Annotated in this window: 21 protein-coding genes; 11 read left to right on the forward strand and 10 right to left on the reverse strand. The window is 57.9% G+C overall.

Going from position 1 to position 24,564, the window contains the following annotated elements; translation table 11 throughout:
• Window positions 1-2 precede the first annotated feature (2 nt).
• The 8 genes from HEP89_RS28850 to HEP89_RS28885 all read right to left on the reverse strand — a co-directional run bounded on the left by HEP89_RS28850 (window position 3) and on the right by HEP89_RS28885 (window position 8,482).
• A complete protein-coding gene (locus tag HEP89_RS28850; RefSeq protein WP_168693729.1) occupies window positions 3-494 on the reverse strand; it encodes a TRAP transporter small permease in 492 nt (163 codons plus the stop codon).
• A 26-nt stretch (window positions 495-520) separates the two neighbouring features.
• Complete coding sequence (locus HEP89_RS28855; protein ID WP_168693730.1) at window positions 521-1,501, reverse strand: TRAP transporter substrate-binding protein; 981 nt, start codon at window positions 1,499-1,501, stop codon at window positions 521-523.
• 402 nt (window positions 1,502-1,903) lie between these two features.
• Window positions 1,904-2,908, reverse strand: a complete 1,005-nt coding sequence (locus HEP89_RS28860; RefSeq protein ID WP_168693731.1) for a LacI family DNA-binding transcriptional regulator — start codon at window positions 2,906-2,908, stop codon at window positions 1,904-1,906.
• A 52-nt stretch (window positions 2,909-2,960) separates the two neighbouring features.
• Window positions 2,961-4,019 carry a sn-glycerol-3-phosphate ABC transporter ATP-binding protein UgpC gene (gene ugpC / locus HEP89_RS28865; protein ID WP_168693732.1) on the reverse strand — a complete coding sequence of 353 codons (1,059 nt, stop codon included), beginning with the start codon at window positions 4,017-4,019 and terminating at the stop codon, window positions 2,961-2,963.
• A gap of 3 nt (window positions 4,020-4,022) precedes the next feature.
• Window positions 4,023-4,901: a carbohydrate ABC transporter permease gene (locus tag HEP89_RS28870; protein WP_023001274.1), complete on the reverse strand. Its 879-nt coding sequence runs from the start codon at window positions 4,899-4,901 to the stop codon at window positions 4,023-4,025.
• Window positions 4,901-5,932: a sugar ABC transporter permease gene (locus HEP89_RS28875; RefSeq protein ID WP_075283502.1), complete on the reverse strand. Its 1,032-nt coding sequence runs from the start codon at window positions 5,930-5,932 to the stop codon at window positions 4,901-4,903. Before HEP89_RS28875 ends, HEP89_RS28870 begins: the two co-directional genes overlap by 1 nt.
• A gap of 65 nt (window positions 5,933-5,997) precedes the next feature.
• Window positions 5,998-7,233, reverse strand: a complete 1,236-nt coding sequence (locus HEP89_RS28880) for an extracellular solute-binding protein (protein ID WP_077293816.1) — start codon at window positions 7,231-7,233, stop codon at window positions 5,998-6,000.
• 64 nt (window positions 7,234-7,297) lie between these two features.
• Window positions 7,298-8,482 carry an ester cyclase gene (locus tag HEP89_RS28885; RefSeq protein ID WP_168693733.1) on the reverse strand — a complete coding sequence of 395 codons (1,185 nt, stop codon included), beginning with the start codon at window positions 8,480-8,482 and terminating at the stop codon, window positions 7,298-7,300.
• A gap of 207 nt (window positions 8,483-8,689) precedes the next feature.
• On the opposite strand from HEP89_RS28885, the gene HEP89_RS28890 reads away from it, so the two are divergent.
• Window positions 8,690-8,830, forward strand: a complete 141-nt coding sequence (locus tag HEP89_RS28890; protein WP_168693734.1) for a hypothetical protein — start codon at window positions 8,690-8,692, stop codon at window positions 8,828-8,830.
• Window positions 8,823-10,202, forward strand: a complete 1,380-nt coding sequence (locus HEP89_RS28895; RefSeq protein ID WP_168693735.1) for an amidase — start codon at window positions 8,823-8,825, stop codon at window positions 10,200-10,202. The genes HEP89_RS28890 and HEP89_RS28895 overlap by 8 nt, the downstream gene beginning before the upstream one ends.
• On the opposite strand, the gene hisD is transcribed toward HEP89_RS28895, so the two are convergent.
• Window positions 10,193-11,476 (reverse strand): histidinol dehydrogenase, encoded by a 1,284-nt coding sequence (gene hisD, locus HEP89_RS28900; protein WP_023001268.1) that lies wholly within the window; start codon window positions 11,474-11,476, stop codon window positions 10,193-10,195. The genes HEP89_RS28895 and hisD overlap by 10 nt on opposite strands.
• 523 nt (window positions 11,477-11,999) lie before the next feature.
• On the opposite strand from hisD, the gene HEP89_RS28905 reads away from it, so the two are divergent.
• From HEP89_RS28905 to HEP89_RS28940, 8 genes are all read left to right on the forward strand, one after another.
• Window positions 12,000-13,028 carry a hypothetical protein gene (locus HEP89_RS28905; RefSeq protein WP_168693736.1) on the forward strand — a complete coding sequence of 343 codons (1,029 nt, stop codon included), beginning with the start codon at window positions 12,000-12,002 and terminating at the stop codon, window positions 13,026-13,028.
• A 247-nt stretch (window positions 13,029-13,275) separates the two neighbouring features.
• A complete protein-coding gene (locus tag HEP89_RS28910) occupies window positions 13,276-15,930 on the forward strand; it encodes an AAA family ATPase (RefSeq protein WP_286201092.1) in 2,655 nt (884 codons plus the stop codon).
• 81 nt (window positions 15,931-16,011) lie between these two features.
• The gene (locus HEP89_RS28915; RefSeq protein WP_168693738.1) at window positions 16,012-17,247 is read left to right on the forward strand and encodes a serine hydrolase; all 1,236 of its coding nucleotides are present in this window, start codon (window positions 16,012-16,014) and stop codon (window positions 17,245-17,247) included.
• Window positions 17,248-17,366: 119 nt separating this feature from the next.
• Window positions 17,367-18,299 (forward strand): hypothetical protein, encoded by a 933-nt coding sequence (locus HEP89_RS28920; protein WP_168693739.1) that lies wholly within the window; start codon window positions 17,367-17,369, stop codon window positions 18,297-18,299.
• Window positions 18,300-18,614: 315 nt separating this feature from the next.
• Window positions 18,615-19,388, forward strand: a complete 774-nt coding sequence (locus HEP89_RS28925) for a prephenate dehydrogenase (protein WP_168693740.1) — start codon at window positions 18,615-18,617, stop codon at window positions 19,386-19,388.
• Between the two features lie 498 nt (window positions 19,389-19,886).
• A complete protein-coding gene (locus HEP89_RS28930) occupies window positions 19,887-20,840 on the forward strand; it encodes a homocysteine S-methyltransferase family protein (protein ID WP_168693741.1) in 954 nt (317 codons plus the stop codon).
• 18 nt (window positions 20,841-20,858) lie between these two features.
• Window positions 20,859-21,146 (forward strand): DUF1127 domain-containing protein, encoded by a 288-nt coding sequence (locus tag HEP89_RS28935; protein ID WP_286201093.1) that lies wholly within the window; start codon window positions 20,859-20,861, stop codon window positions 21,144-21,146.
• Between the two features lie 2 nt (window positions 21,147-21,148).
• Window positions 21,149-21,766: a GNAT family N-acetyltransferase gene (locus HEP89_RS28940; RefSeq protein WP_168693762.1), complete on the forward strand. Its 618-nt coding sequence runs from the start codon at window positions 21,149-21,151 to the stop codon at window positions 21,764-21,766.
• 30 nt (window positions 21,767-21,796) lie between these two features.
• Here the strand turns inward: HEP89_RS28940 and HEP89_RS28945 are convergent, their stop codons facing one another.
• The gene (locus HEP89_RS28945) at window positions 21,797-22,900 is read right to left on the reverse strand and encodes a hypothetical protein (RefSeq protein ID WP_168693742.1); all 1,104 of its coding nucleotides are present in this window, start codon (window positions 22,898-22,900) and stop codon (window positions 21,797-21,799) included.
• Between the two features lie 435 nt (window positions 22,901-23,335).
• Here HEP89_RS28945 and HEP89_RS28950 point away from each other — a divergent pair.
• Window positions 23,336-24,564 (forward strand): VCBS domain-containing protein (locus HEP89_RS28950; RefSeq protein WP_197923320.1); only part of this gene is annotated, 1,229 nt, incomplete at its 3' end.

Here is a 24,564-nt window from a genome sequence, read left to right on the forward strand (position 1 = left end):
GCTCAGATATCCGTCTGGGGGCCGAGGCGCGTGTCGCCATCAACGACGGCAGCCTTGATGGATTGCAAAAGACGCAGGCTGCTCAGGGCACCGGAAAAAATGATCGCCGCGTAAAGCACGGCTTGAGGCCACTCGGTGGAGCTCAGGATCTTGCCGCGGTCGATGGATTGCTGCGTGATCACGACACCGAGCCAGCAGACGACGACGGAATAGGTCAGGAAGATCACCTCGGAGAGCACGAACATCCAGTGGCGCAGCGCCTTCGGCATGACATCGATCAGAACCGTGACACGCATGTGCCGGCGCTCGCGGATTGCGTAACTCACGCCGAAGTAGATCATGTAGACGAAGGAAAACCGGGCGAGTTCGTTCGCCACAGCTATCGAGGTGGAGAAGGCAAGCCGCGCAATCACGTCCGCGAAGACCAGAATGATGATCATGCCCAGCATCGAGACGATCACCGCCGGCTCGAACCATTTTTCGAGAAACCGCATTTTGCCTTCTCCCTCCCCTGGTTCGCTTACTGCGCGACGGCCTGCATGAAGGTGTCGTAGAAGGAGTCGCCGACCTTGGCGCGAATGTCGCCTTCGATGGCGGCGTTCATTGTTTCGCCGAGGCGCTTCTTGTCGGCCTCCGGCAGCTCGTTCACTTCAAGCCCGGCTTCCTTGAGTTTGGCCAGGGTTTCGGCATTGGCGGCTGCGGTCAGCTCGCGCTGGTGCTTGACGGTTTCCACTGCAACTTCGTCGATGAGCGTGCGGTCGGCTTCGTCCAGGCCGTTGTACCAGTCAAGATTGGCCATCCAGAGTTCCGGCCAATAGATGTGACCGGTCAGGGAAACGTATTTCTGCACCTCGAAGAAACGCTCGATGATCATTGAGCTCAGGGCGCTTTCCTGGCCATCGATCAGACCCTGCTGCAATGAGGAATAGATCTCTCCCCACGCCAGCGGCACCGGAACGGCGCCAACCGACCGCCAGGCCTTGATGGCGATCGGGTTGTCTGCCGAGCGCATGCGCAGGCCTTCGAAGGCTTCGTAGCTGTCGAGCGGTGCACGGGAGTTGGTGAAGCTGCGGAACCCGAGTTCCATGAAGCCCATGTTCTTGAGCCCACGGTCTTCCATGGCTGCAGAGATGGTCTTGCCGGCGTCGCCGTCCAGAAGGCTGCGCGCGGTCTCTTCGTCCTTGAAGAGAAGGAACTGGTCGAGCACGGCCAACTGATCGACAGTCGAGCTCAGATGAACCGACGCACCCGTGGTCATGGTAATGTTGCCGGACTGGACCAGGTCAGTCATTTCCTTGACGCTGCCGAGCTGGCCACCTGGAAAGATCTCTACCTGGATGGTGCCATTGGAGCGCTTTTCGAGTTCTTCCTCGAAGTAGCTCAGAGCCTGGTGGACAGGCGAGACCTCAGGCGTGGCATGGCCGATGCGGATGGTCGTATCGGCTGCTGCCTGTGTGACAAATGCAAGTGCGGCTGTTGCAGCCCAAACGGCGACTTTCATTCTGTTCCCTCCCGAGAAGCGAAATTGAAAACGGGAGAACCGGCATTTGGGAACGCTTGCAAGCTGCAGTCCCACCGGCTCCTCCCCGGAACACGATCGCGGCACCTCCGTATGCCTGCGACCCGGCCCTTGACCCGGTTCCTACGCCTGATTGAGGCAGTTCGCAAGACATTTTGCAAACGTTCCCAAAATTTCAGGGGCGATAAAACCTCACAAAATACGTTCTAAATTGTTGGAAAATGATCGAAAAATTCACGATTAGAGGCAGGCAAAAAAATATTTTTGCAAAATTTGTGAAAACGCTTGCAAGCGGAATTTTCCGACAAGTGACACGCGAAGGCCTTGGCGAACCGGCGTCGGCCGCACAGCGGTCGCAGCTGGTAAGCGTTCTGTTCGGGAATACTAGCTTCGGGTCGTGCCGCGGATGACCTCGACCGGCGGAATGCGGACCTTGCGGACGTCCGTATTCCCCTCCTCTATCGCGTCGACCAGCATGGCGACTGCCGCCGAGACCATCTGGTTGATGGGCTGCCGGATCGTGGTGAGGTTGAACGAAGGCCAGGCGGCTTGCGGGATGTCGTCGAATCCGACCACGGCCACGTCCTCGGGAACTTTCAGTTTGAATTCGAAGCGGATCACGTCCAGGGCTGCGAGCGCCATGTGGTCGTCGGCGACAAAGACAGCATCGGGCTGATCGGGCACGTCGAAAAGCTGGCGGGCTGCATCGGCGGCATCCGTGTAGTGATAGTTTCCGTCAGCTCGGGAATGCAGTTCGACACCTGCTTCCTGCAGCACAGCCATGAACCCGGCTTCGCGATCAATCTGCGTCGAGGCTCCGGAGAAGCCGGCAAGCAGGGCAACGCGTTTCGGCTGTCCGCGCAGAAGCGCTTTTGCCGCCAGTTCGCCGCCAAGGCGATTGTCGCTGGTCACCGCGCGCAGATTGTCCTTCGGCTGATCGCGGTTGAACAGAAGCACCGGGATGTCGAGGTCCCGGCATCGTTCCGCCAGTGTCGAGGAAACGGACACGGACACCATGATGATGCCGTCGACCCTGTAACCCATGATTTCCTGGATGACGGGCTCGACATCATTGATGGTGTTCGATGCCATGAACAGGAGGACATGGTAGCCGTTTTCCTGAAGCGCGATCGAAAGCTTTTCAACCGCTTCGGGATAGAACTGGTTCTCGAAGTAATAGACGATCAGGCCGATGATCCGGCTTTTCCCGGTGATCATCGCCCTTGCCAGAACATTCGGCCGGTAATCGAGTTCGTCCGCGGCGATGCGGATCTTCTCGGCCATCTTCTTGGAAACGGAGGCGCCCGGGGTAAAAAATCTGGAGACTGCGGACTGGCTAACGCCGGCCTTGCGCGCAACGTCAACAGATGTAACCGGTTTGCTGTTCAAGCGGGCCTCCGTGATTTTATCATGTTCTGAGTACTCGTGCTTCGCGAACTTGTCACCCCTTCACGGTGAGCCGCCGGCCGTCCTGCGCATCAAACAGATGACAGCATTCGATCGGGATCCGCGCGCTGATCGGCGCACCGATTTCGGAGCGGAAGTCCTTGGCGGCCTTCAGGTTGACCAGTTCCCCGCCCGCCTCGACGGCCACCATGGACGCGTCGCCGAGAAGCTCCAGGGCGAAAACGGTCGACGACAGCTCGCCACCCCCATCCACAAGGGTCACGTCTTCGGCCCGGAATCCCAGGGTCACCGGCCCGGAGATGTCACCGCGCAGACCTTCCACGCGGATGTTCTGAGCCGTAAATACGCCGCCGGAAATCTCTCCCTTGACCAGGTTCATCGCCGGAGAGCCGATGAAGGAAGCCACGAAAGTGTTGGCCGGGTTGTCATAGATCTCCGTCGGTGTCGCCACCTGCTGAATGACGCCACCGCTCATCACCACCACCCGGTCGGCAAGGGTCATCGCCTCGATCTGGTCGTGGGTAACGTAGATCGTGGTCGTCTTCAGCCGATGCTGGAGGTTCTTGATCTCGGCGCGGGTCGACACGCGCAGCTTCGCGTCCAGGTTGGACAGGGGCTCGTCCATGAGAAACACCGTCGGCTCGCGGACAATTGCACGTGCCAGAGCGACGCGCTGCCTCTGGCCACCGGATAGCTCCGCGGGTCTTCGGTCGAGCAGGTCGGTCAGATCGACCATTTCCGCCGCCTTCATCACCCGGGCATCATGCTGGTCCTTTGGCACCTTGCGAACTTTCAGCGGGAAGCGGATGTTCTCGTAGACCGTCAGGTTAGGATAAAGGCCATAGCTCTGGAACACCATGGCGATGTCGCGATCCTTGGGTTCCAGAGTGTTCACGACCCGGTCGCCGATGATGATCTCGCCTTCGGAGATGTCTTCCAGACCGGCGATCATGCGCATGGTGGTGGACTTGCCGCAGCCGGACGGCCCCAGCAGAACCAGGAACTCGCGGTCGGCGATGTGCAGGTTGAAGTTGTTGACGCCGTAGACATTGCCCCAGCGCTTGGTGACATTTTTCAGTTGGATCTCGGCCATGGACTATCCCTTGACGGCGCCTGCGGTCAGACCGCTGACAATCTGGCGTTGGAAGAACATCACGAGGATGAAAAGCGGTACGGTGGCGCTCACGGTCGCGGCAACCGCATACATGATGGTGCCTTCGGTCTGGATGGTTCCAAGGAACGAATTGATCTTCGGAACCATGGTCTGGTTTTCCTGGGACAGCAGCAGCGCGGTCACCGAGAAATCGTTGTAGGCCAGAAGGAAACTGAACAGGCCGGTGGTGATTACGCCCGGCCACATCACCGGCATGATCGCCAGCCGGAACGCCTGGAAGCGGGTGCAACCGTCAACCATCGCGCTTTCGTCCAGATCTTTCGGGATCGACTTGAAGAAGCTGTGCAGCATCCAGATCGTGAAGGGCTGGTTGATGGCCACCAGGACGATGATCGCTGTCGGCAGATAGCCCCAGATGTTGAGCTGGAAGAACGGCAGCAGGAAGCCGGAAACCAGCGTGATGTGCGGCATGGCCCGGAAGACCAGCGCGGCGATCAGGATCCAGAAGGTGTAGTTGCGGCTCGAGCGGGAAAGCGCATAGCCGCCGAGTGTTCCGAACAAGAGCGAGATGGAGGTCACGCAGATGGTGACGATCGTGGTGTTCCAGACCGAGTGGTAGAACTCTCGCTCGATCCAGGCGCCACGATAGCCGTCGAGTGTCAGCGCCTCGCCAGTCTGGCGCACGGTCGCGGGCCCCGTAATGGCGTTCCAGAAGGAGACCCGGCTGAAGAAGTCGGCCTGGACCTTGAACGAGCCCCACACGGTCCAGATGAAGGGGAAGGCCGCAACGATCAGCCACACAACCAGGATGACCCCGGTGAAGATGGCGAGCGGGCGGGAATAGCCGATGGATCTGGTCATCACCGGGCCTTTCTCTTGAAGTCGCGCCAGGTTCGCACGAGCACCGGGCTGAGCAGGATGATCACGCCGATCATGGTCAGGATCGAGGTGGCTGCGGCCGAGCCGAAAAGCTGGTTCACCTGTCCTGTCAGGTCGTTGTAGATCAGCCAGGAGAGCGAGGTTGCGTTGGCCTCCGACGAGAAACCGATGATCGGTTCGAACACACGGAAATTATCCATCAGCAGAACAAGGCCGACGAAGGTCGCCAGCGGCGTCAGGTGAGGCATCACCACGTATCGGATGCGTTCCCAGCGGTTGGCACCGTCGATCATGGCAGATTCCAGCGTGTCCATCGGCAGGGTCTGCAGACCGGCATAGAAGACCACGAAGGCGAAGGGCGCCATATGCCACGTTCCGTAGGTGATGAGCGTGAGCCACGACAGCACGGGGCTGGCCTTCAGCGACAGTTCCGGATCGTTGAACAGCCACTGGAGTGTCGCTCCGATGATGCCGTCGGAGTTGATCATCCAGAACAGGATGAGGGAGCCCAGAAGGGGCGTCACGATGTAGGGCAGCAGCGACAGGAAGATGATCGGCCCGCGAAACAGCCTGGGCACACTGTTGACGCCGAGAGCGACGGCAAAGCCGGCAATCATGGCAAGCGGTGTCACCAGGAAGGTGTAGACCAGGGTGAAGGACAGCGCCTTGTAAAAGGGCAGATTGTAGATCCTGGTAACGACATCGACAAAACCGTTGCTGCTTTCCAGGATCTCGGCGATCTCTTCAACCGCCAGGTGGGACCGATTGAGATAGGTGCCAAAGGCGTTGAAGCGCCCGAGTGGCTCTTCTTCGCGCAGGACCCGGGTTGCCTCGGTGTCGACCTTGGTTTCGTCGGTGCAGCCGAACGGGCCGCAGTTTTCCACGGTCACGAGAACCTGTTCATGCTCGACGAACATGGACTGCACGAAAACGGACACGATCGGCAACGCAATGAACAAGAGCATGGCGAGTGCCGATGGCCATATGAACGCTGCAAAATCACGGTGGCGCATAAAGTCTCCCCCGAAAAGGATACACCCCTGTCATCGACATGACAGGGGTGTGGCAAAGGGCAGTATCAGTTGAGGAAGCCGGCTTCCTTGGCCGCGGCGCGGTAGGCTGCTTCCACGTCGCTCAACGCCTGTTCGGCACTTTCGCGCCCCTGAAGGAAATCGGAGAGTTCCGCTCCGAGTGCCGTATGCAGAAGCCCCATGTAGGGTGACATCGGGTAGGCTTTCGCCCCGAGCTTCGCGTTTTCAAGGATCGCTTTTGCCGAGGCGGGAGGAGAGAAATCCGCAATCAGCCAGGCAGCTGCGGACGGATTGTCCTGGGCAACCTGAGGCCGGATACCGTGCATCATCGCCTGGAAGGAGGCTGCTGCATCTTCGTCGGAGATGTTCTTGGCGATGGTGAAGCCGTCCCACCAGAGCGCAGCGGCCGGCGTGGTGCCGCCACCGACGGTCGGTGCGGGTGCGAGAATGGTGGCTTCCCCGATTTCCGGTGCCGGGCCGTTGGGGTCGATGTGACCGTTCACCATGGACGCCCACTGGTTGATGATCGCGACTTCACCTGAAAGGTACATCGCCTTGATTTCATCGGACGTGAAGGTCAGGAACTCGGGTTCCATGTATTCGGAAAGTTCCTTCATCAGCGCCAGGGTCTTCAGCCCCTCCTCGCCGCTTATGGCCGGCTCTGCGCTGCCCGGCTCGAAGAAGGTGCCGCCAAGGCCCAGGTAGGTGTTGACGAACTCGTTGCCGAGATACCATCCGGCCTGGTCTGCCGCGGCCAGCGGGTATTCCAGAATGCCCTTCTCCCGGATCACCTTGGCAGCCTCGATGACCTCTTCAAGCGACGTCGGCTGTTCGAGGCCGGCTTCCTTCAGGATGTCGCCGCGAATGTAGAGGTTCTGGCCGTTGGCCATGAAGGCGATTGCCATGACCTTTCCGTCGACCTTGATGAGCTGCGTCGGCTGAAGCTGCTGGCCGTATTTCTCGACCAGCTCGTCCAGCGGGCGGATGAGGTCGTCGTTCATGAGCGGAACGATGGAATTGTTGGCAACCATCGCCACCGTGTACTGCGCCGGGTTGACCGTGAGCGCGGGCACCTGAAGTGCCTTGTGCTCGGTCGTCATGTTGGCTTCTACGGTGACGCCGTCTCCCGCGCAGGCTTCCGCTTCCTTGATAACGGTTCCGAGGGCATCGAAGTCGTTTGCAAGGATCTTGACGTTGCCACCCTCGATGCCGCACCCGGCGTGTGCCGTGCCGGCCCCGAGAACGAGTGCAAGCGCACTCACGGCTAGCTTCAATTTGCTCATCTCATTCTCCATTGGAAGAATGCCCGATTGCCCCGGGCTATTTCTCTTTGTTCTTGACGTTCTTTCAGGCTTCGGCGGCCTCCACCGCGGAAGCCTTGTCAGCAAGCTGCGCGAGCTTGACCTGAACCAGCAGGGACAGTTCGTCATAGACCGTCCATTCGTCGACGATCTTGCCGTCCTTGTAGTGATAGTGCGACATGCCCATCAGACGCAGATGCTTGCCGGTGGGCGCACCAAGACTTTCCAGAATGCCGTAGCCGAGGTGATGACCCTCGAGTATCCAGCGAACGGCGACTTTCGTGCCGCCTTCGACGCAGGGCGTGGAACAGATGTGCTGCGGAGCGTAGACCGCATCCGGCATGCTGCCCACGAGGCCGAGCGTCTGATGAGAGACCGACGCGGTGCCGTAGAGCTCTTTCATCAGCGGCCCATGGTACATGGCGGTCGGTGCATAGACTTCGCGGATGCGGCCGAACATTTTGCGATTGAAGATGTCATGCAGGAACTGAAGCGTTTCGCGTTCCAGATCTGTGTTGGCGATGTCCAGACCGGCCTTTTCCGCCGGCGGATACTGACCCTGAAGGAGGCCGACCTCGCCGATGTCGAGCTGCGTGAGGCCCTGGCTCAGTTTCGTTTCGGCGATCTTGCCCGCATAAGCGTCGACGTCGAGGCCGAGTTGGCGTACGACCGCCATCTGGTCGGATACCACCCATTCGCGGTAGATCTTGTTGCGATGGATCATGCAGTCGGCGACCGTGCGGGACACGAAGGAGCGGCCGTTGGCCGGACCGTAATGGCCGTTCTGCGTATAGCGCCCAGAGCCGGTTACCAGATGAGAAGTGTAATAGCCGTCCTTGTCGTCGCCGTTCCAGATGACATGGGTTGCCATGCCGCGGCGTTCGGGCAGGGAGACGAGCCTCTGGATGGTGTCGCGCACCACGTCCTCACGATTGTAGATCGTGCCCATCGGCAGGTAGAGGACGATATTATGCGTGTAGTGTGAATAGATAAGGCCTACGTCGCGCTCATCCCAGATCTTGTGCGTGCAGCGGACAATATAGTCGACGATATCGGAATAACAGGGGTCGAAACCCTCCATGCCCTGAACCGGGGCGCGCCCCTCCGGGACCAGGTCGGTGAAATCGGCGCGCTCGACTTGCATGATATTGCCGTTGTGCGGCGCGTCGTTCACGCGTGGAGCGGATTTCACGTCCTTTGCCTTTGGGGTGGAGACTTCCTGCGTTCCCATTTCATCGTACCTTTTAGCGAAGCTGTTTCGCGCATCTTGCAGAATTTTGCATACGCTTGCATTTTGATATTGCCAAACATGTTCAGTCCGATCAATAAAAATCTGCATACCTATGCAAAATGAAATTATCATGGTTGGAAATCACTCCCGGAGGGCGTGCGTTCACCGCATCGGAACGACCGGAAGACGACGACAGGAGAACGGCCGATGACCCTGGCCGAATACAAGAAGCGCCTCGCGGATCTGGGGTTGGCTGTTCCCGAGGCGGATCTGAAAGCATCCGTTGCGCAGGCGCAGCGCCTGGCCGAACAGGCACGTGCCCTGAAGGATGACCGCGACGATGGATGATGTTCTGGACAGCCCCTTGCGCCGTCAACAGGAGCTGATCGCGACTGGCCAGGTGTCGGCGTGCGAGATCGCGTCGGCTCTGGTTGCCCGCATCGAACGGCGGGACGGTGCCATTCGTTCAGTTGTGCATCTGTCGTCGGATGCTGTGGCCGAGGCGTCTCGCTGGGACAATGTTCTGCCGGACGACCGGCCGCCGCTGGCCGGGTTCTGCTTCGGCGTGAAGGACATCATTGATGTGCATGGCCAGCCGACCCGCTGCGGGTCGCATGCCCATCCGCACGCTCCCGGTCAGGCCGGGCACATTGATGCTGCCAGCGTCGCGGCGCTCAGGCAGGCCGGCATGGTGCCGCTGGCCAAGCTCGCAACCTACGAATATGCGCTGACAGGCCCCGCCTTCGACCAGCCCAACCCGCCGGCCTGCAATCCCTGGGACACCAGTGCGATCACCGGCGGCTCCTCGTCGGGCTCCGCCGCGGCCGTTTCGGCCGGGCTTATGCGCGTTGCGCTCGGGACGGACACCGGCGGGTCGATCCGTGCACCTGCGGCCTATTGCGGTGTTGTTGGGTTGAAGCCGACCACGGGCCTGGTTTCAGCATCAGGGTGTTTTCCGTTGTCGCAGAGCCTCGATGTCATTGGCCCCCTCGCCGCCTGCGTCGAAGACGCTGCCGTCATTCTGGAGGCGCTCGCCCCTGCGAGCCGAGCAGCAGCTGACATCGGACAGGAGCTCACGGGACTTCGCATCGCCTACGCCCGCGACTGGTTCGTTGATGATCCTGCGGCGGATCCTGACCTTGTCCAAGCCATGGACGACACCGCCGCGCTCCTTTCCATGCTCGGTGCCAGAATAGAGCTGGTGACGCTGCCGCCCTATCAAAGGCTCGAGGACGCGGCCACTGTCATCCTGCAGGCGGAGGCTCTTCAGAACCATTTGGTGGGTCTGCGCAACCGGTTCAATGCCTATGGTAAGGACGCGCGCCGGAACCTTCTGACAGGAGCTGTTCTGGACGAACAGGACGTCGTGCATGCCCGTGGCATTGCGCATCGTTTCAGGCAGGAGGTTGACGTATTGCTGGCGCAGCACAGCGCACTTCTCATACCAACCACGCTCGGCACCGCACCGAAGTTCACCGCCTTTGCCGACGGTGCGGTCTGGACGGCAATGCGCACCATGCCGTTCAACATGTCAGGGCATCCGGCGATTTCGCTTCCCTGCGGGTTCGGCGCGAACGGCTTGCCGCTCGGCTGCCAGCTTGTCGGCGGCTTCGGTCAGGAAGCGTTGCTCTGCCGGCTTGCGTACCAGCTCGAACAATCCAGCAACCATTCGGCCCGGCCCGCGATCGGGGCCGAGCCGGTATCACTGGATTATCCCTGAAGTCGGTCGAGGCGCAGCTGCGCCGCGCGCCGGTGGCCTTCAAGCCCTTCTGAGGCGGACTGGCGGACTGCCGGCGGCGCGACCTCGCGGATGCCGTCCTCGTCCATCCACTGATGGGTTACGGTCTTGATGTACGACCCTACCCAAAGCCCGCCGGTGTAACGTCCGGCGCCCATGGTCGGCAGCGTGTGGTTGGTGCCGCAGCACTTGTCGGAATAGACGACGCTGGCGTTGGGACCGATGAAGAGCGAGCCGTAGTGCTTCAGCTTCCTGGCGAATGTCTTGGCATCCTCGGTGTGCACCTGCAGGTGTTCGGCAGCGACGATGTCCGAATAGGCGATCATTGTCGCCTCGTCCGGGCAGACGGAAATCTCGCCGTAGTCTTTCCAGGCCTGGCCGGCGGTGGCTGCCGTCGACAGGCTCTTCAGCTGAACGTCCACTTCTCTCAGGACCGCTTCCGCAAGGTCCGCGTTTGTCGTGATGAGGCCCACCCGGGTTCTGGTGTCGTGCTCGGCCTGTGCCAGAAGATCGGTGGCGATCATCTCAGCGTCGCCGGTGTGATCGGCGAGTATGAAGATTTCCGATGGACCGGCGAGCTGGTCGATCCCGACAGGGCCGAAAACCTGACGCTTGGCTTCATTGACGAAGGCGTTGCCTGGGCCGACGATCTTGTCGACAGGTGGAACGGACTGCGTGCCGAGCGCCATCGCAGCGATTGCCTGCGCCCCACCGATCCGGAAAATCCGGTCGGCGCCGGAAAGGTGGCAGCCCGCAATCATCGCTTCATGGGCGTTCGGCGGAAGGCAGGCGATGATTTCGCCGACACCGGCCACCTTCGCCGGGACGATCGACATGATCGGCGCGGACAGGAGCGGGTAGCGGCCACCAGGGACGTAGCAACCGACCCGGTCGAGCGGAATGTTGCGGTGCCCGAGGTGAACACCTGGCCGGATCTCCACTTCCAGATCCTGCAGGGTTCCGAACTGGGCCCTGGCGAACATGCGCACGTTGGAGATTGCGAACTCGGTGTCTTCGCGTGTCTGCGGGTCCAGCCTTTCGACTGCTGCCTCACGTTCTTCAGCGGTGACTTCGAACCGGTCGAGCGCCGCCTTGTCGAATTTCTCAGAATAGTCACGGACGGCAGCATCACCTTCTGCGGCAACCCGCTTGAGCACTTCTGCAACCAGTGTTTCGACGCTGGCATTGTCGGCAACCGCATCGCGTGCCGGGGATTTCACAAAACGGATGGTGTCCGGGATGGGTAGTCTCGTCATTTGTCTCTCTCAGGTCCCTGCGGCGCAATAGGCCGGCCACACCACGCAGATCGTGGCCGAAAGCTGAAACATCACAGGAAACATCCGGATCGGGAGCGTGATCGGTGTTTCCCGGCAGCCGGTCCGGTAGAGCGCTGCGAGCGCGACTCGGTAATGAGAGGTGGCGCATCGTGACCGTGGAATTCCTCTTGTCGATCGTGGATCGAACAACGGTTCCGGTGCGCGCCCTTCTACCAACTGCATACGTTTGCAATACTGCCGTCAAGCATCCATTGCAAGCAAATTTGCATACGAATGCATTTCAGGCTGAAAACGCTCGTTGCGAGGTGTGCGTTTTGTGTGCAGTGACGATGGGTGGGCCGTCGGCAGGAAATGCGGAGGGCTGTCCGTGTCGCTTTTCTGATCGATGACGTCTGAAACGCAAAACCACGGCCGGTGGCTACAACTTGGCTGTCTCTTCGGTTAGTAATCGCAACCATCAGAATCTGTTCGAAAACCGGACAGAATTCCACAGGGCTTCAGAATGTTTCAGGTTGATGGCGGCCGGATAACCGACCCCGACGTGCTTGTTGCGGCCGACCTCGTTCGGGCCGTCGAAGGGACTGATGGACTTGTGGTCCAGTTCAGCAATCCGGAGGCCTGCAAGGTTGCGACGCTTCAGGCATTGAACGAGGCTTGCCGTCTGGCAGGAGGCCGGTTTACCGTTCGGTTTTACCAGCACGACGATGAAGGCTTTGACGCGCGCTGCCTGAACCATTTGCCGGATGTCGCAAACCTGGCTCTCGATTGCCTGGATCGCATCTCGCACGTTGAAGCAATCAGCCAGTTACCGAAGTTGGAGCGATTGCATTTCGGAGTGTTGGACTTTGACCAGCCTCAGTTCCTGGAAACCTTGAACCTGCGGCAACTCCGAAGTTTGACTGTCGCCGCAAACTGGAAAAGAAACCTCGATCTTGCCCCGCTTGCCGACGCGGTGAACCTGCACGACCTGTTCGTTCAAGGTCACTGGAAGGGCATTGAGGTCATCAGCCACTTGCCCAATCTGGCAACCTTGTCCTTGAGTTCGTTTGCCGGGAAACATCGTCTCGACTTCGTATCCTCCATTGCATCCCTCAAAAAGTTCACCCTGATCCTGGGCAGCCGGGCCAACCTGGGCGACTTGTCACACCAGACACTCGAGAAACTGCGAATTTTAAGAGTATCCGGACTGGGCACACTGGGTGACCTTGGAAGGTTTCCCGCGCTGTCAGCCTTGCAGGTTCATGATCAACTCAAACTGGTTGAAGTGGACCTGAGACATGTCGGTCTGGAATGGCTGAGCTTGTTCAACTGCAAGAACCTGAGAACACTCCCGGGCCTCGAATTGCAGGATCGTCTTCAGGAATTTGAAGCATGCCGCGTCGGACTGGATCTGGATGGCCTGCGCGACAGAACGTGGCCGGCCGCGACACGTGCCGTCCGGTTGATCTCCACACGTGAGAAATGGAATGTGGAAGCAGAAAAGAAGCTTGCCGAACGGAAGTTCAGCAGCGAGGTCAGCAGGTGGATCTGACAAGGTGCATCTGGTCTTCTCTCCGGGCAGCGAAGCAGGCCCGAGTTCATTCCTGGCCTCTTCCGATTGAGAACATTTTCCTGCGAAGACCGCATTGGTGAAACGCTGTGCAAATCGCCCCTTTCGAGTGCGTTTCGATCGGTAAATCAAGAAAGAACGTCACAACCAGTTATTGAGAATTGCCGTAGCGTCCACTCTTCCATAGATTTGTTTCCAGGTCCGAAACCGTCTTTTTTTGGTTGGTTTGTTGCTACTTGAACGCGAAGAGCAATTGCAAATATTGGATGAGGTTCGCCTTTCCATTTCCAGGTCGGGTGGACGGATCGTATTCGTTGCCGGGGAAGCCGGGATAGGAAAGTCGTCTCTGATTGCGGATTTCCTGAGCAGCCTCGGGCCCGAAACCAGGAAGGTCATCGGTCTTTGCGATCCTTTGATCACGCCGCGCCCGCTCGGGCCGATACGAGATATTGCAGCAGGTCTTTCCGGATCGACGCAGATCCGCGATGAGGAAGCCATGCTTTTTGGCGGCCTGGTGGAGCATTTGTCGTCTTTGCGAGAACCGGTGGTATTGGTCATCGAGGACCTGCACTGGGCGGATGACCGCACGCTGGACTGGTTGAAGTTCATCGGCCGCAGGATCGCGATGCTGCCGTTGCTGCTGGTTTGCAGTTATCGTGATGACCAGTTGGAGGGTTACCATCCGCTTCGCTCAGCCATGGGCGAAATCGTTCCGGCCCGGAAGAAGCAGATAAATCTCGCTCCCTTGTCCCTGGACGCGGTGCAGATGCTTGTTGGGTCAACCCGCCTGGCTCCAGACCGTCTCCTGGATATCACGGGCGGTAATCCCTTCTTCCTGACCGAGTTGTTGGCTCAGTCTGCAGACGGCAGCAAGGTTCCCCAGACCATCGGGGATGCGATCGACGCGCGTCTTGCAGGATTGCCGCAGGACGTCGTGCGGCTACTGGAATATGTGTCTTGCTGGCCTGGTGCAATTCCGTCAGGCATGCTCCTGGCTTTGCCACTGCCCGATGGCTACGGCACCCTGACGCAGGCTATCGAGAAAGGTCTGCTGATTGAAGGCGGCGGAAGGCTCTCCTTTCGTCATGAGATTGCGCGGATTGCCATCTACGATCGGCTCAGTCATCCAAGGCGGGTCGAAGCGCACAGGTGCTTCCTGGATCATCTTTGCAATCGGGAAGACGGAGTGCAGCCTCTCGACATGATCGTGCATCACGCCCGCGGAGCCGAACATGAGCAGCTATTGCTGCGTTATGCACCGCTTGCCGCAGACAATGCGGCAAGCCTCGGAGCCCATCGCGAGGCCGCCCGTTTTCTTGAACATGTCTTGCCGCTGGCGGACAGCCTGGACCTCGAGCAGGCCGCCGAAATCTGCGAACGTTGGGCCTATGAGGCAGGCCTGTCGCTTGGCATCGACGCAGACGTCATATCCAGTCGCCGCAAGGCGGTGGAGCTCTGGCGCAAGGCCGGAGATGAAAACCGGGTGGGAGAAAACCTGAGATGGTTGTCCCGGCTCCACTGGTACAGGGGAGAAGCCGAGGAAGCCAAGAGGTACATCGAGGAAGCAATCGAAGTCCTGGAAAACAACGCCTCGGCCACCGAATGGGCGAAGGCGAAGGCATACGCCCTTCGCGCCCAGTATCATATGCTTCAAGACGAGATGGGTGAGGCGGTGACGTGGGGGCGTCGGGCCTTGACCTTTGCGCAGGCTGTCGAAGACGTTGAAACCTGCACGCATGCACTTAACACGGTCGGTTCAGCCATGCTGTTCCGAGGGGATCCGGAAGGGGAGACGCTGTTACGTGAGAGCCTGCGGATCTCGCTGGAAAACGGGTTCGATGAGCAGGCAGCGCGGGTTTATACAAATCTCTCCGAATGCCTCATAGAAATGCGTGCCCTCGACCGGGCTGAAGATCTGATCGATGCCGGGATCCGTTTTGACAGCGCTCACGATCTTGACGCCTGGACCTATTATCTGATTGGCCGAAAGGCACAGCTTCGGCTGGAACAGGGACGATTTGACGAGGCAGTCACGATAGCGCGCGGGGTCCTCGCACAGGAAAACCAGACCCTGCTCATGCGGATGCCCGCGCAGATCGTCCTCGCCCGCTCCCTTCTGCGCCTCGGTGATGCGGCCGCCGGAGGGGCTTTGCAGCAGGCGCTCGTTTCAGCGGAAAAGATCGGCGAACCCCAGTACCTGACGGTTCTGAAGATCGCGGAAATCGAGCAGTCCGTGCTGGCTGGGACTTCAGAAACCGCAGCGCAGGCCTGGGACTGGCTCTGCAGCCTCGATCCCAGGCTCCTGAGCCCGCGAAAGCTGGGCGAAGCGATGTTCTGGGCCCGGATTGCGGAATTGCCGCTGGAGTCCACTTCTGCCCCTGGCCTTCCGGAGCCTGTTCGCCTGCTTCTCGAAGGGAAGGCCGAAGAAGCCGGATTGGCGTTTCAGATGGAAAGTTCGGATTATCTGGCAGCCTGGTCGTTTGCCGCCACCGGGAAGGCTGAACGGCTTCAGGAGGCCGATGAATTGTTCCGGTCCATGGGGGCGATGGCGGCCCGTCGCTGGTTGCGCTCTCGTGAAGGGGTGCCCGGCCTTCCGCCGCTGCAACGCGGGCCTTACAAGAGTTCGCGCAACCACCCCTATGGTCTCACCGCAAAGGAGCAGACAGTGCTCCGACTTCTTGTCGAGGGAAACAGCAATGCGGCAATTGCCGAAACGCTGAGCCGGTCTCGCAGAACGATTGAAAACCATGTTTCGTCAATCCTCTCCAAGCTGCAGGCAAAGGACAGGGTGGAGGTCCTTTTGCGTTCACAGAGCGAACCCTGGATCGTTCTGGCGGAAGACGAGACCGACATGGAAATTGAGTATTCTTCGCGCGAAAATTAGGTGCACCCACCCATGATCCGTTTGGCCATCGGCCGTAGTGTTTCCGTGAGCTAACGCGTCTCAGGAAACGGATTTCGTGTCATGTTCAAACCTATTTTAATATCCTTTATCGCGATGGGCCTGCCGATTGCCGCCAGTGCTTGTGATCTTCCGGCGGAGAGACCCTCTTTTACCGATGTTCAGGAAAAACCGGACTTTGATACCGCGACGTTCGCAGCGTTGGTCGCTCAAGCGATTGGGGACCGGTACATGGGGTACGCGGTCACGTTGCGCGGCGAAAACGGTCGCATCATTGCCCAGGTCAACCACGGCTACGCCCGCACTCCTTGCGAGAGTGGTGGCGAGCAGCGCTTCAACGGCCGCACCGAGGCCGCGATTGGCTCTGTCTCGAAAGTTCTGACGGCGGCAACGGTTATTAACCGAGCCGAGACACTCCAAAGCGTTTCGCTTGACGACCGGTTTCAGGATTACCTTCCCCGACGCTGGCAGGGCGAGCTAGACACCTCCCTGCAACCCGTTACGCTTCGGAATCTCCTGCAGCATCGCGCTGGGTTCGCCAAGTCCGGAAAAACAATCTGGGATCATGCGTTCACGTTGCAGGAACGCTATCAGCTTGGCGCTGAAACCTACATCGTCAGAGCGCAGAACATCGCAACAGGCGCGAGTGCCTGCGTGCCTGAACCAGTGACGAAACGTTGTTACGCGAACACGTCCTTTGCGCTCTGGAATGTCAGTGCCGCTTCCCTTGTGCCGGCAAAATGGGCGCAGATCGAGGACGGGTTTGCCCCCGGCGAGATAACATATGACAGTTATCTCCAGGTTCATGCGTACAATCGGTACCGGGATATCGTCGAAAAGACCCTGTTCGAGCCGGTCGGTGTGACGGGCGGCTGCAATACTTTCTCCGATCCGGCGCGAGGCGCCCTCTATTACAACGGACCGATGGATGAGGCCGGTACGGATCGCACCGAAGTCGGCAAGCCGTGTGCGATCGGAGGCTGGTTTCTGTCAACGAGAGCCCTCTCGAAGGTCGTTCATCGCATCGTTTCGACGCGCGAATTCGTCAACGACAATCACGAGCTGATGTTTTCCGCAGATGATGACCGGCTCGTTTTTGCAAGCCGTCCAAGAACCAACGATGGGCGGGCCGTATCCCACAACGGAAGCCGTTGGGGCGGACAGGCGACCGCTGAGGTGGTTGTCTTTCCAAATGGCTTTGTCGCGGCAGCAATCGCGAACTCCCGCCCGGCAAATGAAGGCGTGGGACTGAGGAAGGCGCTGATCGATGGCTACAATGCAGCGCGCGGGCCGTCGTAAGAACTATTAGCTCAACTATGCTCCATATGAATAAGTATAAAAGATCTGCATTTGTATAAATGCAAGTATAGAAAAATTCTAAGTAGTATAAATAAAGAGATAATTGAACAGGAAAGACAATGAATCTATTCGACTTTCCAAGTGCGATAATTGCCACCATCTCACAAGCGATTTCAAAAGGGATCAAGGATCCTTCCAATCTCGCTGACCTGGTTTTCTACTGGCACCATCCCGAGTTGCGCGGTTCGGGGATCAGAAAAGGCATGAACAACTACGATGAACTGTCGAAGGAATGGCTAAGCTATTATGACCTGTTTGCCAGGGAATATGGTCCCGTCGCCCCGAAATCCGGTGGCAACTCCGACAGGACTTCGTGGCGACCTTACGAAAAATCGAACATCGATGGCATCGGTTTCATCAGTTCCGACATCAAGGCCTGGGCGTCACGACCACCGAAACACAAACGTGAGGTGGCGGCCTTTGTCAGTAACAAGATGGATGGTGACCGGGCCCGGCTTTTTATCATCTGGAAGACAAATGATCCGAGGAGCCACTGTAAATTCCACAATGTGTCCGAAAACGGTTCGATCCACTACTGGACCGAACAGCCGCTCGATTACAATACGATCAGGCAAGACCACAAGCTTGAGGTCAATTGGATCACATACCTGGGGAACGACGCCGGCGTTAAAGGTATTGCGTTGATGAATTTCGGCCTGAACGTCATCATTTTCGATAAAACATTAAAGAACGGCGTGTGCCTCTCGCTGGCGCGCAGTGCTGCGAAAAGGGCTCTGGCTGAAGAAGCCAAACAAACGTACGAGCTTATGCAATCGGTCGTAGGTGGGGCGAGTGGTGCCAAGATGGCAAAACCGAAAAATTTTGGTGACTTGGCCTGGCACTCGTTTGGCGCCCAGGTGAAAAATGTCGTTGAGAACAGGTTTCCTCGATCCGTGTCGCCAAACGTTGGATCCCTTCATGGCATACGTTTCAATGATGAAATCAAGGACGGCAGCGGCAAGGTTATCGGTTGGGTAAACTACTTCGACTAAGGGATGCTGAATTCATCTTCGCTGGGCCGGCTGCGTTGGGTGGTGCGCTGGAAACGGTTGTTTGAAATGTCGTGTTGTCGGCCACTTACCTGTACGGTCAACACAAGTTGCCATTTCGAGATGATCGCGCCGCATTGACTTGTCCCACCGGGCTTGCTAGCTCAAGAGCATGAGCAACGTCCTGCACAACACTGCGAACTATTATTATCCGCCAAGTTAGCGGAGGGACTTTGCTGTCTGTTTACCGCTGCATCGCCAGCGGTTGTGACTCGGTATACAGCTCTTGGCATTGCAGCCAATTCACCGAGTTAAGCCATGACTGTTTTCCAAGCTGCAATATGTAAACCACATCGCTCTCTCACCCTGGGCCTTATCGGTTACGGGGCGTTCGGTCGATTGATCGCCGAGCATCTTTCTTCTCATGTCGAATTGCTGATCCATGATCCGCGTTATGATGGCAGTGCGGACCTTGCCGAGGTCGCCGCCTGCCGGATCGTGGTGGTCGCTGTTCCGGTGGCTTGCATGGAAGAAACACTGCGTGCGATAGCGCCGCATCTGAGGCCGAATACGCTGGTGCTGGATGTCGGTTCGGTAAAGGTCGAGCCCGCTCGTCTGATGCTGGAGTTGCTGCCACCACATGTCGAAATCCTTGCGACCCATCCGCTTTTCGGACCGCAAAGCGCTCGCAACGGATTGCAGGGACTGAAAATCGCACTGTGCCCTTTGAAAGGCCGAAGCTACAAACGTGTTGCCGCCTTTCTCAAGGTGGCCCTTGGGCTGGATGTGTTCGAAACGACACCGGATGCGCATGATCGCGATGCAGCGCTGTCCCAGGGCCTTACCCACTTGATTGCCAAGGTGCTGGTGAAGATGGGGCCGCTTCCCCGGATGACCACCACCCGAAGCTTCGACCTTCTCAACGAGGCTATCGAAATGGTTCGCCACGATCCGCCGGAGCTTTTTGATGCGATCGAGGGGCTGAACCCCTACGCTTCGGGCGTGCGCCGGCGTTTCTTCGACCTTGCTTCGGAGCTTGATGATGAACTGCGTACGACGCCGCATTTGCCCGGCCGGGCTGCCCTGTCATGAACCGGGCCCTCTAACGGGCTCCGTTCGGTTCGATAATCAACGCCGTAGTCAGTCAAACCCGCCAATCCGCCTACCCGTCTGACTGCGGACAAGGTCAAGCCGGCTGGGTCTCTTGGGACCGCGCCGGCTCCTAAACGAGTCTCCGCAAGTTCCGGCCAGCACCCCTTGCCGGATGCTTGTGTCTTTGGCCGATACCCCGAAAGTCACGCGTTAGATGCGTTGATCGGTTCAATGCCTTCTCCTGGCCATTGTCCCCTCGTGGCAATTCCCCTTCGCGAAAGGTCAATTTCTCGAAGATGAACGTCCACCTCATTCGGTGTGACGGCCGTCATACGTGAAAGTTCCTTGGCCGGCTATCTAAGGTCAGGTCGTCGTTTGATTGGGTAGCCAAGCATCGCGCGGCAAAATTACTGAAATCAACAAAATAAATGTTGCTCTGCGGCGGAAGGAAAAACGCAACGCAGTACGCAAATCATTTGAGCCAAGAGAATACCGAAGATGGAACTTTACAAGTACCGTAATAAACTGCCGCAGATTGGTGACGCCTGCCTGCTCACCGATGGTGGCCTCGAAACAACTCTGATTTTTCATGATGGCATCGACCTGCCACTGTTTGCTTCCTTTCATGCCTTGAAAGAAACAGAAGGCCGCGCTGCCCTTCGCCGCTATTACGAACGCTACGCCCGTATCGCGAATGCGCAGGGCACGGGATTCATTCTCGACAGCGCGACCTGGCGCGCCAGCGGTGACTGGGGTGACCGTCTTGGCTATTCGGCCGAAGAATTGAAGCATGCAAACCAGGACGCGGTTGCAATGCTTTTCGAACTGCGTGCCGAGTTCGAAGGTGAACATCCCTTTGTCATCAGCGGCAATATGGGGCCTCGGGGAGACGGCTACGCACCCGAAACCATGATGTCCTCTGCCGAGTCCGAGGACTATCACGTTGTTCAGGTCGCCACACTGGATGCGGCAGGGGTCGATATGATCAGCGCGATCACCATGACCCATGCCGGCGAAGCCATGGGCATAGCGCGGGCCTGTGCGAAACGGGACGTGCCGTTGGCTCTTGCCTTCACCGTTGAGACCGATGGGCACCTGCCGACAGGCCAACCGCTCAAGGACGCGATCGTCGAGCTCGATGCCGACTGCCCGCCCGCCTACTACATGATCAATTGCGCCCACCCGGATCACTTCCGGCACGTCCTGGAAGAAGGAGCGGACTGGACCCGGCGAATTCGGGGTCTGCGCGCGAATGCTTCGCGGTTGAGCCACGCCGAGCTGGATGAAGCTGAAGAGCTGGATGACGGCAATCCGCAGGAACTTGGCAGGGACTATGCCAACCTCCTGTCGGTCCTGCCGAACCTGCGGGTCTTCGGTGGCTGCTGTGGTACCGACCACCGGCATGTCGACGCAATCGGGCAGACCTGCCTCCACCAGCCCCTCAGGGCGTAAGGAACGGGGAGTATCACAATGACCGTTTCGACCATGGTTGGCAGGATTGCCTGTCGCTGGAACGCGATCGGGATTCTGGAACGTTGGCGCAGAGCCAGGAAAAACCGCATCCTGATCCAGACACTGGAGAGAATGTCGGACCATGAACTGCGCGACATCGGATTGAACCGTGACAGCGTGCGCCATGTGATCCGTAACAGTGACACCCGGGCGCTGCATCACCTGAGGCCCGCTCCAGCTGTCATGCTGGATGAGGCGAAGGGGGATGGCATGTGCAATGAGGTCAACGCGGGAGAAGTGAAGTGAAAATGTCGGTCCAATCGAAAGGCGAAACACAGAGCGAACAGATCCGTCCGGCCACGAAGGCAGACGCACATGAAATCGCCGCGCTTTTCCTGATGTCCTCAGATGGACTTGCTTCTTACATCTGGTCTCGCGTCGGGGCTCCCGGAGCGGACCTCCTGGAGGTTGGGGCATCGCGGTATTCGCGGGAAAACACGGCGTTTTCCTATCAGAATTGCCACATGGTCGAGATTGGCGGCCAGGTGGTGGCAATGCTGCATGCCTTCAAGATGGAGAGTGACGAGACACCCGAGACCGATCCAGTCCTCAGGCCCTACTCCGAGTTGGAAGATCCAGGCTCGTTGTATATTTCCGGCGTTGCTGTCCATCCGGAATTTCGCCGTCGCGGGTACGCGCGAAAGCTGATGATCCTTGCCGACCGTCTTGCTGCTGCGCAAGGTCTCACGCGAGTTTCACTCATATGCTTCGACAGGAATGTACCGGCACTTCGTCTCTATGCGTCACTGGGCTTTCGCGAGATGGATCGTCGCGCCATCGTACCGCATCCGAGCCTGCACTACTCTGACGGCCATGCTCTTTTGCTTGTACGAGAGTGCGATGCCAGGGAGCAGGTGGAGGTTTGATCTTCACCTGTGCCCTGGAAGCCCGGGCTGTCACTCGAAGACCTTGAACCGCTCGTAGACCTGGAACAGCTGTTTTTGTGAGTTGACGGCCATCTTTGTCATCGCAGACTTCAGCTGTTTTCGAACGGTATCCTGCTGAACACCCTTGACTCGGGAGTATTCTGACAGCGGCTGCAGCGCTATGACAGCGGCAATGGCGGCGCTCTCGCTTCCACTCAGTCCAAAAAACTGGCTGATACGGTCGAGCGTACGCGGAGAGAGAATGTCCTGCGGATTGAGCACCACGATCTTGTAGGTCACCCAGCGTGCCGGTTCCAGTCGTCCGTCAACGAACCGGGGGAGCGGGTTGAACACCTGTACGGCGTAGGTCGTGTTGGTTTTGCTATCGAGAAGACGCACCAGTGGCGCTTCCCCGTTTCGAACGCGCCGGTGAACCGCGTCCAGCTTCTTTTGTTCTCTTGGATTGCGGCTGACCAGCCTGCCATTTTGTATTCTCACGAAACCCAGGTCGAGGATATCCTGCGCGATTTGGTTGACGTATTCGGTCTCGCCATTGGCAAGCATGATGACGCCATGGGTTTGCGCATCGTTGGACGACCTGTGAACGAGTTCCCGTTCACCGGTTTCCATGCGCAGCTGCCGAAGTTGAAGCGCCTTCCTGGCATGGACAACGAGCCTCGAAAAATCCTCCATTACCTCTTTGGAGAAGGTCCCGTCTTTGCGCATGCTTGTAACACCGAACCAGCCAAGGCGACCGTCAACGGTGATGTTACTGCCCATGATCCTGTTCACATCGTATCGCGGAAACAGATCGTGATGGATCGGACTGGAGCGTAAACCTTCTTGTGTATTGAACTGATCGTCCGTCATGACAGCCCCCACAGGTGATTTCGTTATGAGTTTTAAGCGGTAATCGATGTTGACATAGTGCTGGTGGTATTCATCGAGAAAACTCGGATCCATATTGGCGGTGAAATTAAGTCCTATCGAAGAGTTATCCTTCCCAAGAAGACATAAATGAGATTGAGCCGCACCAAGGTAAGTAACTATTTTTGAAAGAGTTTCTGAAAACAACCTCTTCGTTTCTACGCTCTCATATAACTCTGCGATAAGCTTCTCGAGTTGCTCGGACATTGCTAAAACACAACATTCTGACAGTAAAAAAATATGAAGAATGGCACGACAAAAACTATGCAATCGTATACACAACTCTAAGGGGAGGCAATAACGTATTCCGTGAGGAATTATTTTTCTCGCGTGCCAAAAAAATTAACAAATGGTTAATTAGGGTGCAAATGTTGACCATACGTCATTTTAACACCCCTCAACGCATTGAAACTCTAAAGCTTTCTCCGAAGTGTTGTTTACGCTGCGTATTTTCTGCGGCTTCGTCTGAAGGCAAGGTTAACAAACTTCTTGGTTAACGCAGCCCCCATTTGGGGAATGGCTCAAATTGAAACAGTCTGCCAAGTCTGCTCGTGCATTTCAGCAAGGGTGATTTTTACACCCATTCTTTAATCACCGGTTGTCCCTCACGGGCAGCCGGTGGAGCTAGTCAGGAATGGATTAATGCCTAATAACATCAATCTGTCGGAATTTTTCGACTCCATCCGCGCCACTCTGGCGGACATCAAGAACAGCACTTCCACGATCAGCGACGTTGACGTTGTCGGTACTTACATCGAAGAAGACGGCAGCGATCCGACCCCGGACGTCTCCAGCATCAATTTCGTGAATGGGACGACCGGTGCCGATGTACCGCTCGAAGGAACATCTGGTCTTGATCTCGTGCTTGCCAGAAGCGGAAACGACATGCTTGTCGGTTACGGCAGCATCGACATCCTGCTCGGCAGCGACGACGTTGATACAATTGATTATTCTTACCTGAACAGCACAGAAAACGGCATCTTCATCGACCTTCGCAGCGGTATCGCCGTGAGCAAGGGCGGCGATATCGATCTGCTGTCGTCCATCGAAAATGCCATCGGCACGGTCAATGACGATGTCATGCTCGGCAACGGCCTGAACAACATCTTCTTCGGCAACGGCGGCAGCGATATCATTGACGGCCGTGGCGGCTCCAAGGACGTTGCCCAGTTTGCGGGCAAGGCTGAAGATTACGACATCAAGACCAACGAAGACGGTTCCGTCAGCATCACCAACGGCACCGGCACGACCACCCTTTACAACATCGAACTGGTTCAGTTCGGCGAAGGCAGTGAAGTCGGTGACATCCATCTCTTCAGTGTCACGGATGGCGCACTCGTCGCTCATAACGATGCGATCGACGTCACCGAAACCACCGGCGACGACGAAGCGGAAGTTGCAGCGACATTCAACGTTCTCGGCAACGACGACGAAATCGGCGAAACCGGTGGCCAGGTCATCACCCAGCTGGCTTTCAAAACGGCTGGCGGCTCGATTGTCAACGTTGATGCCGTCGCTAATTCAGATGGCATGCTGGAGGTCGAGGGCAAATACGGCACCTTGTTGCTGAACGTTGAAACGGGCGAAGCCAGCTACGTCTATTCCGAAGAAGCGAACCGCCTCGCCGATGGCCAGGAGGGTGTCGATACCTTCGTTTATCAGGTTGTCGGTGGCGACAAGGCCGAATTCAAGGTCACGGTTACCGGTAGCAACGATGCTCCGACGATCGGTGGTGATCTCTCGCTGAACTTCCTGCCCATCGTTGAATGGCCGGGTGCGGAAGACGAAGGCTACGTCCATACCCGCGGCGGTGTCTTCGAGATCAACGATCCTGATACGGTCGTCAATCCGGACAATTTTGAAGTCCAGAT

Source organism: Labrenzia sp. 5N (assembly GCF_012395805.1).
Lineage (GTDB): Bacteria > Pseudomonadota > Alphaproteobacteria > Rhizobiales > Stappiaceae > Roseibium > Roseibium algicola.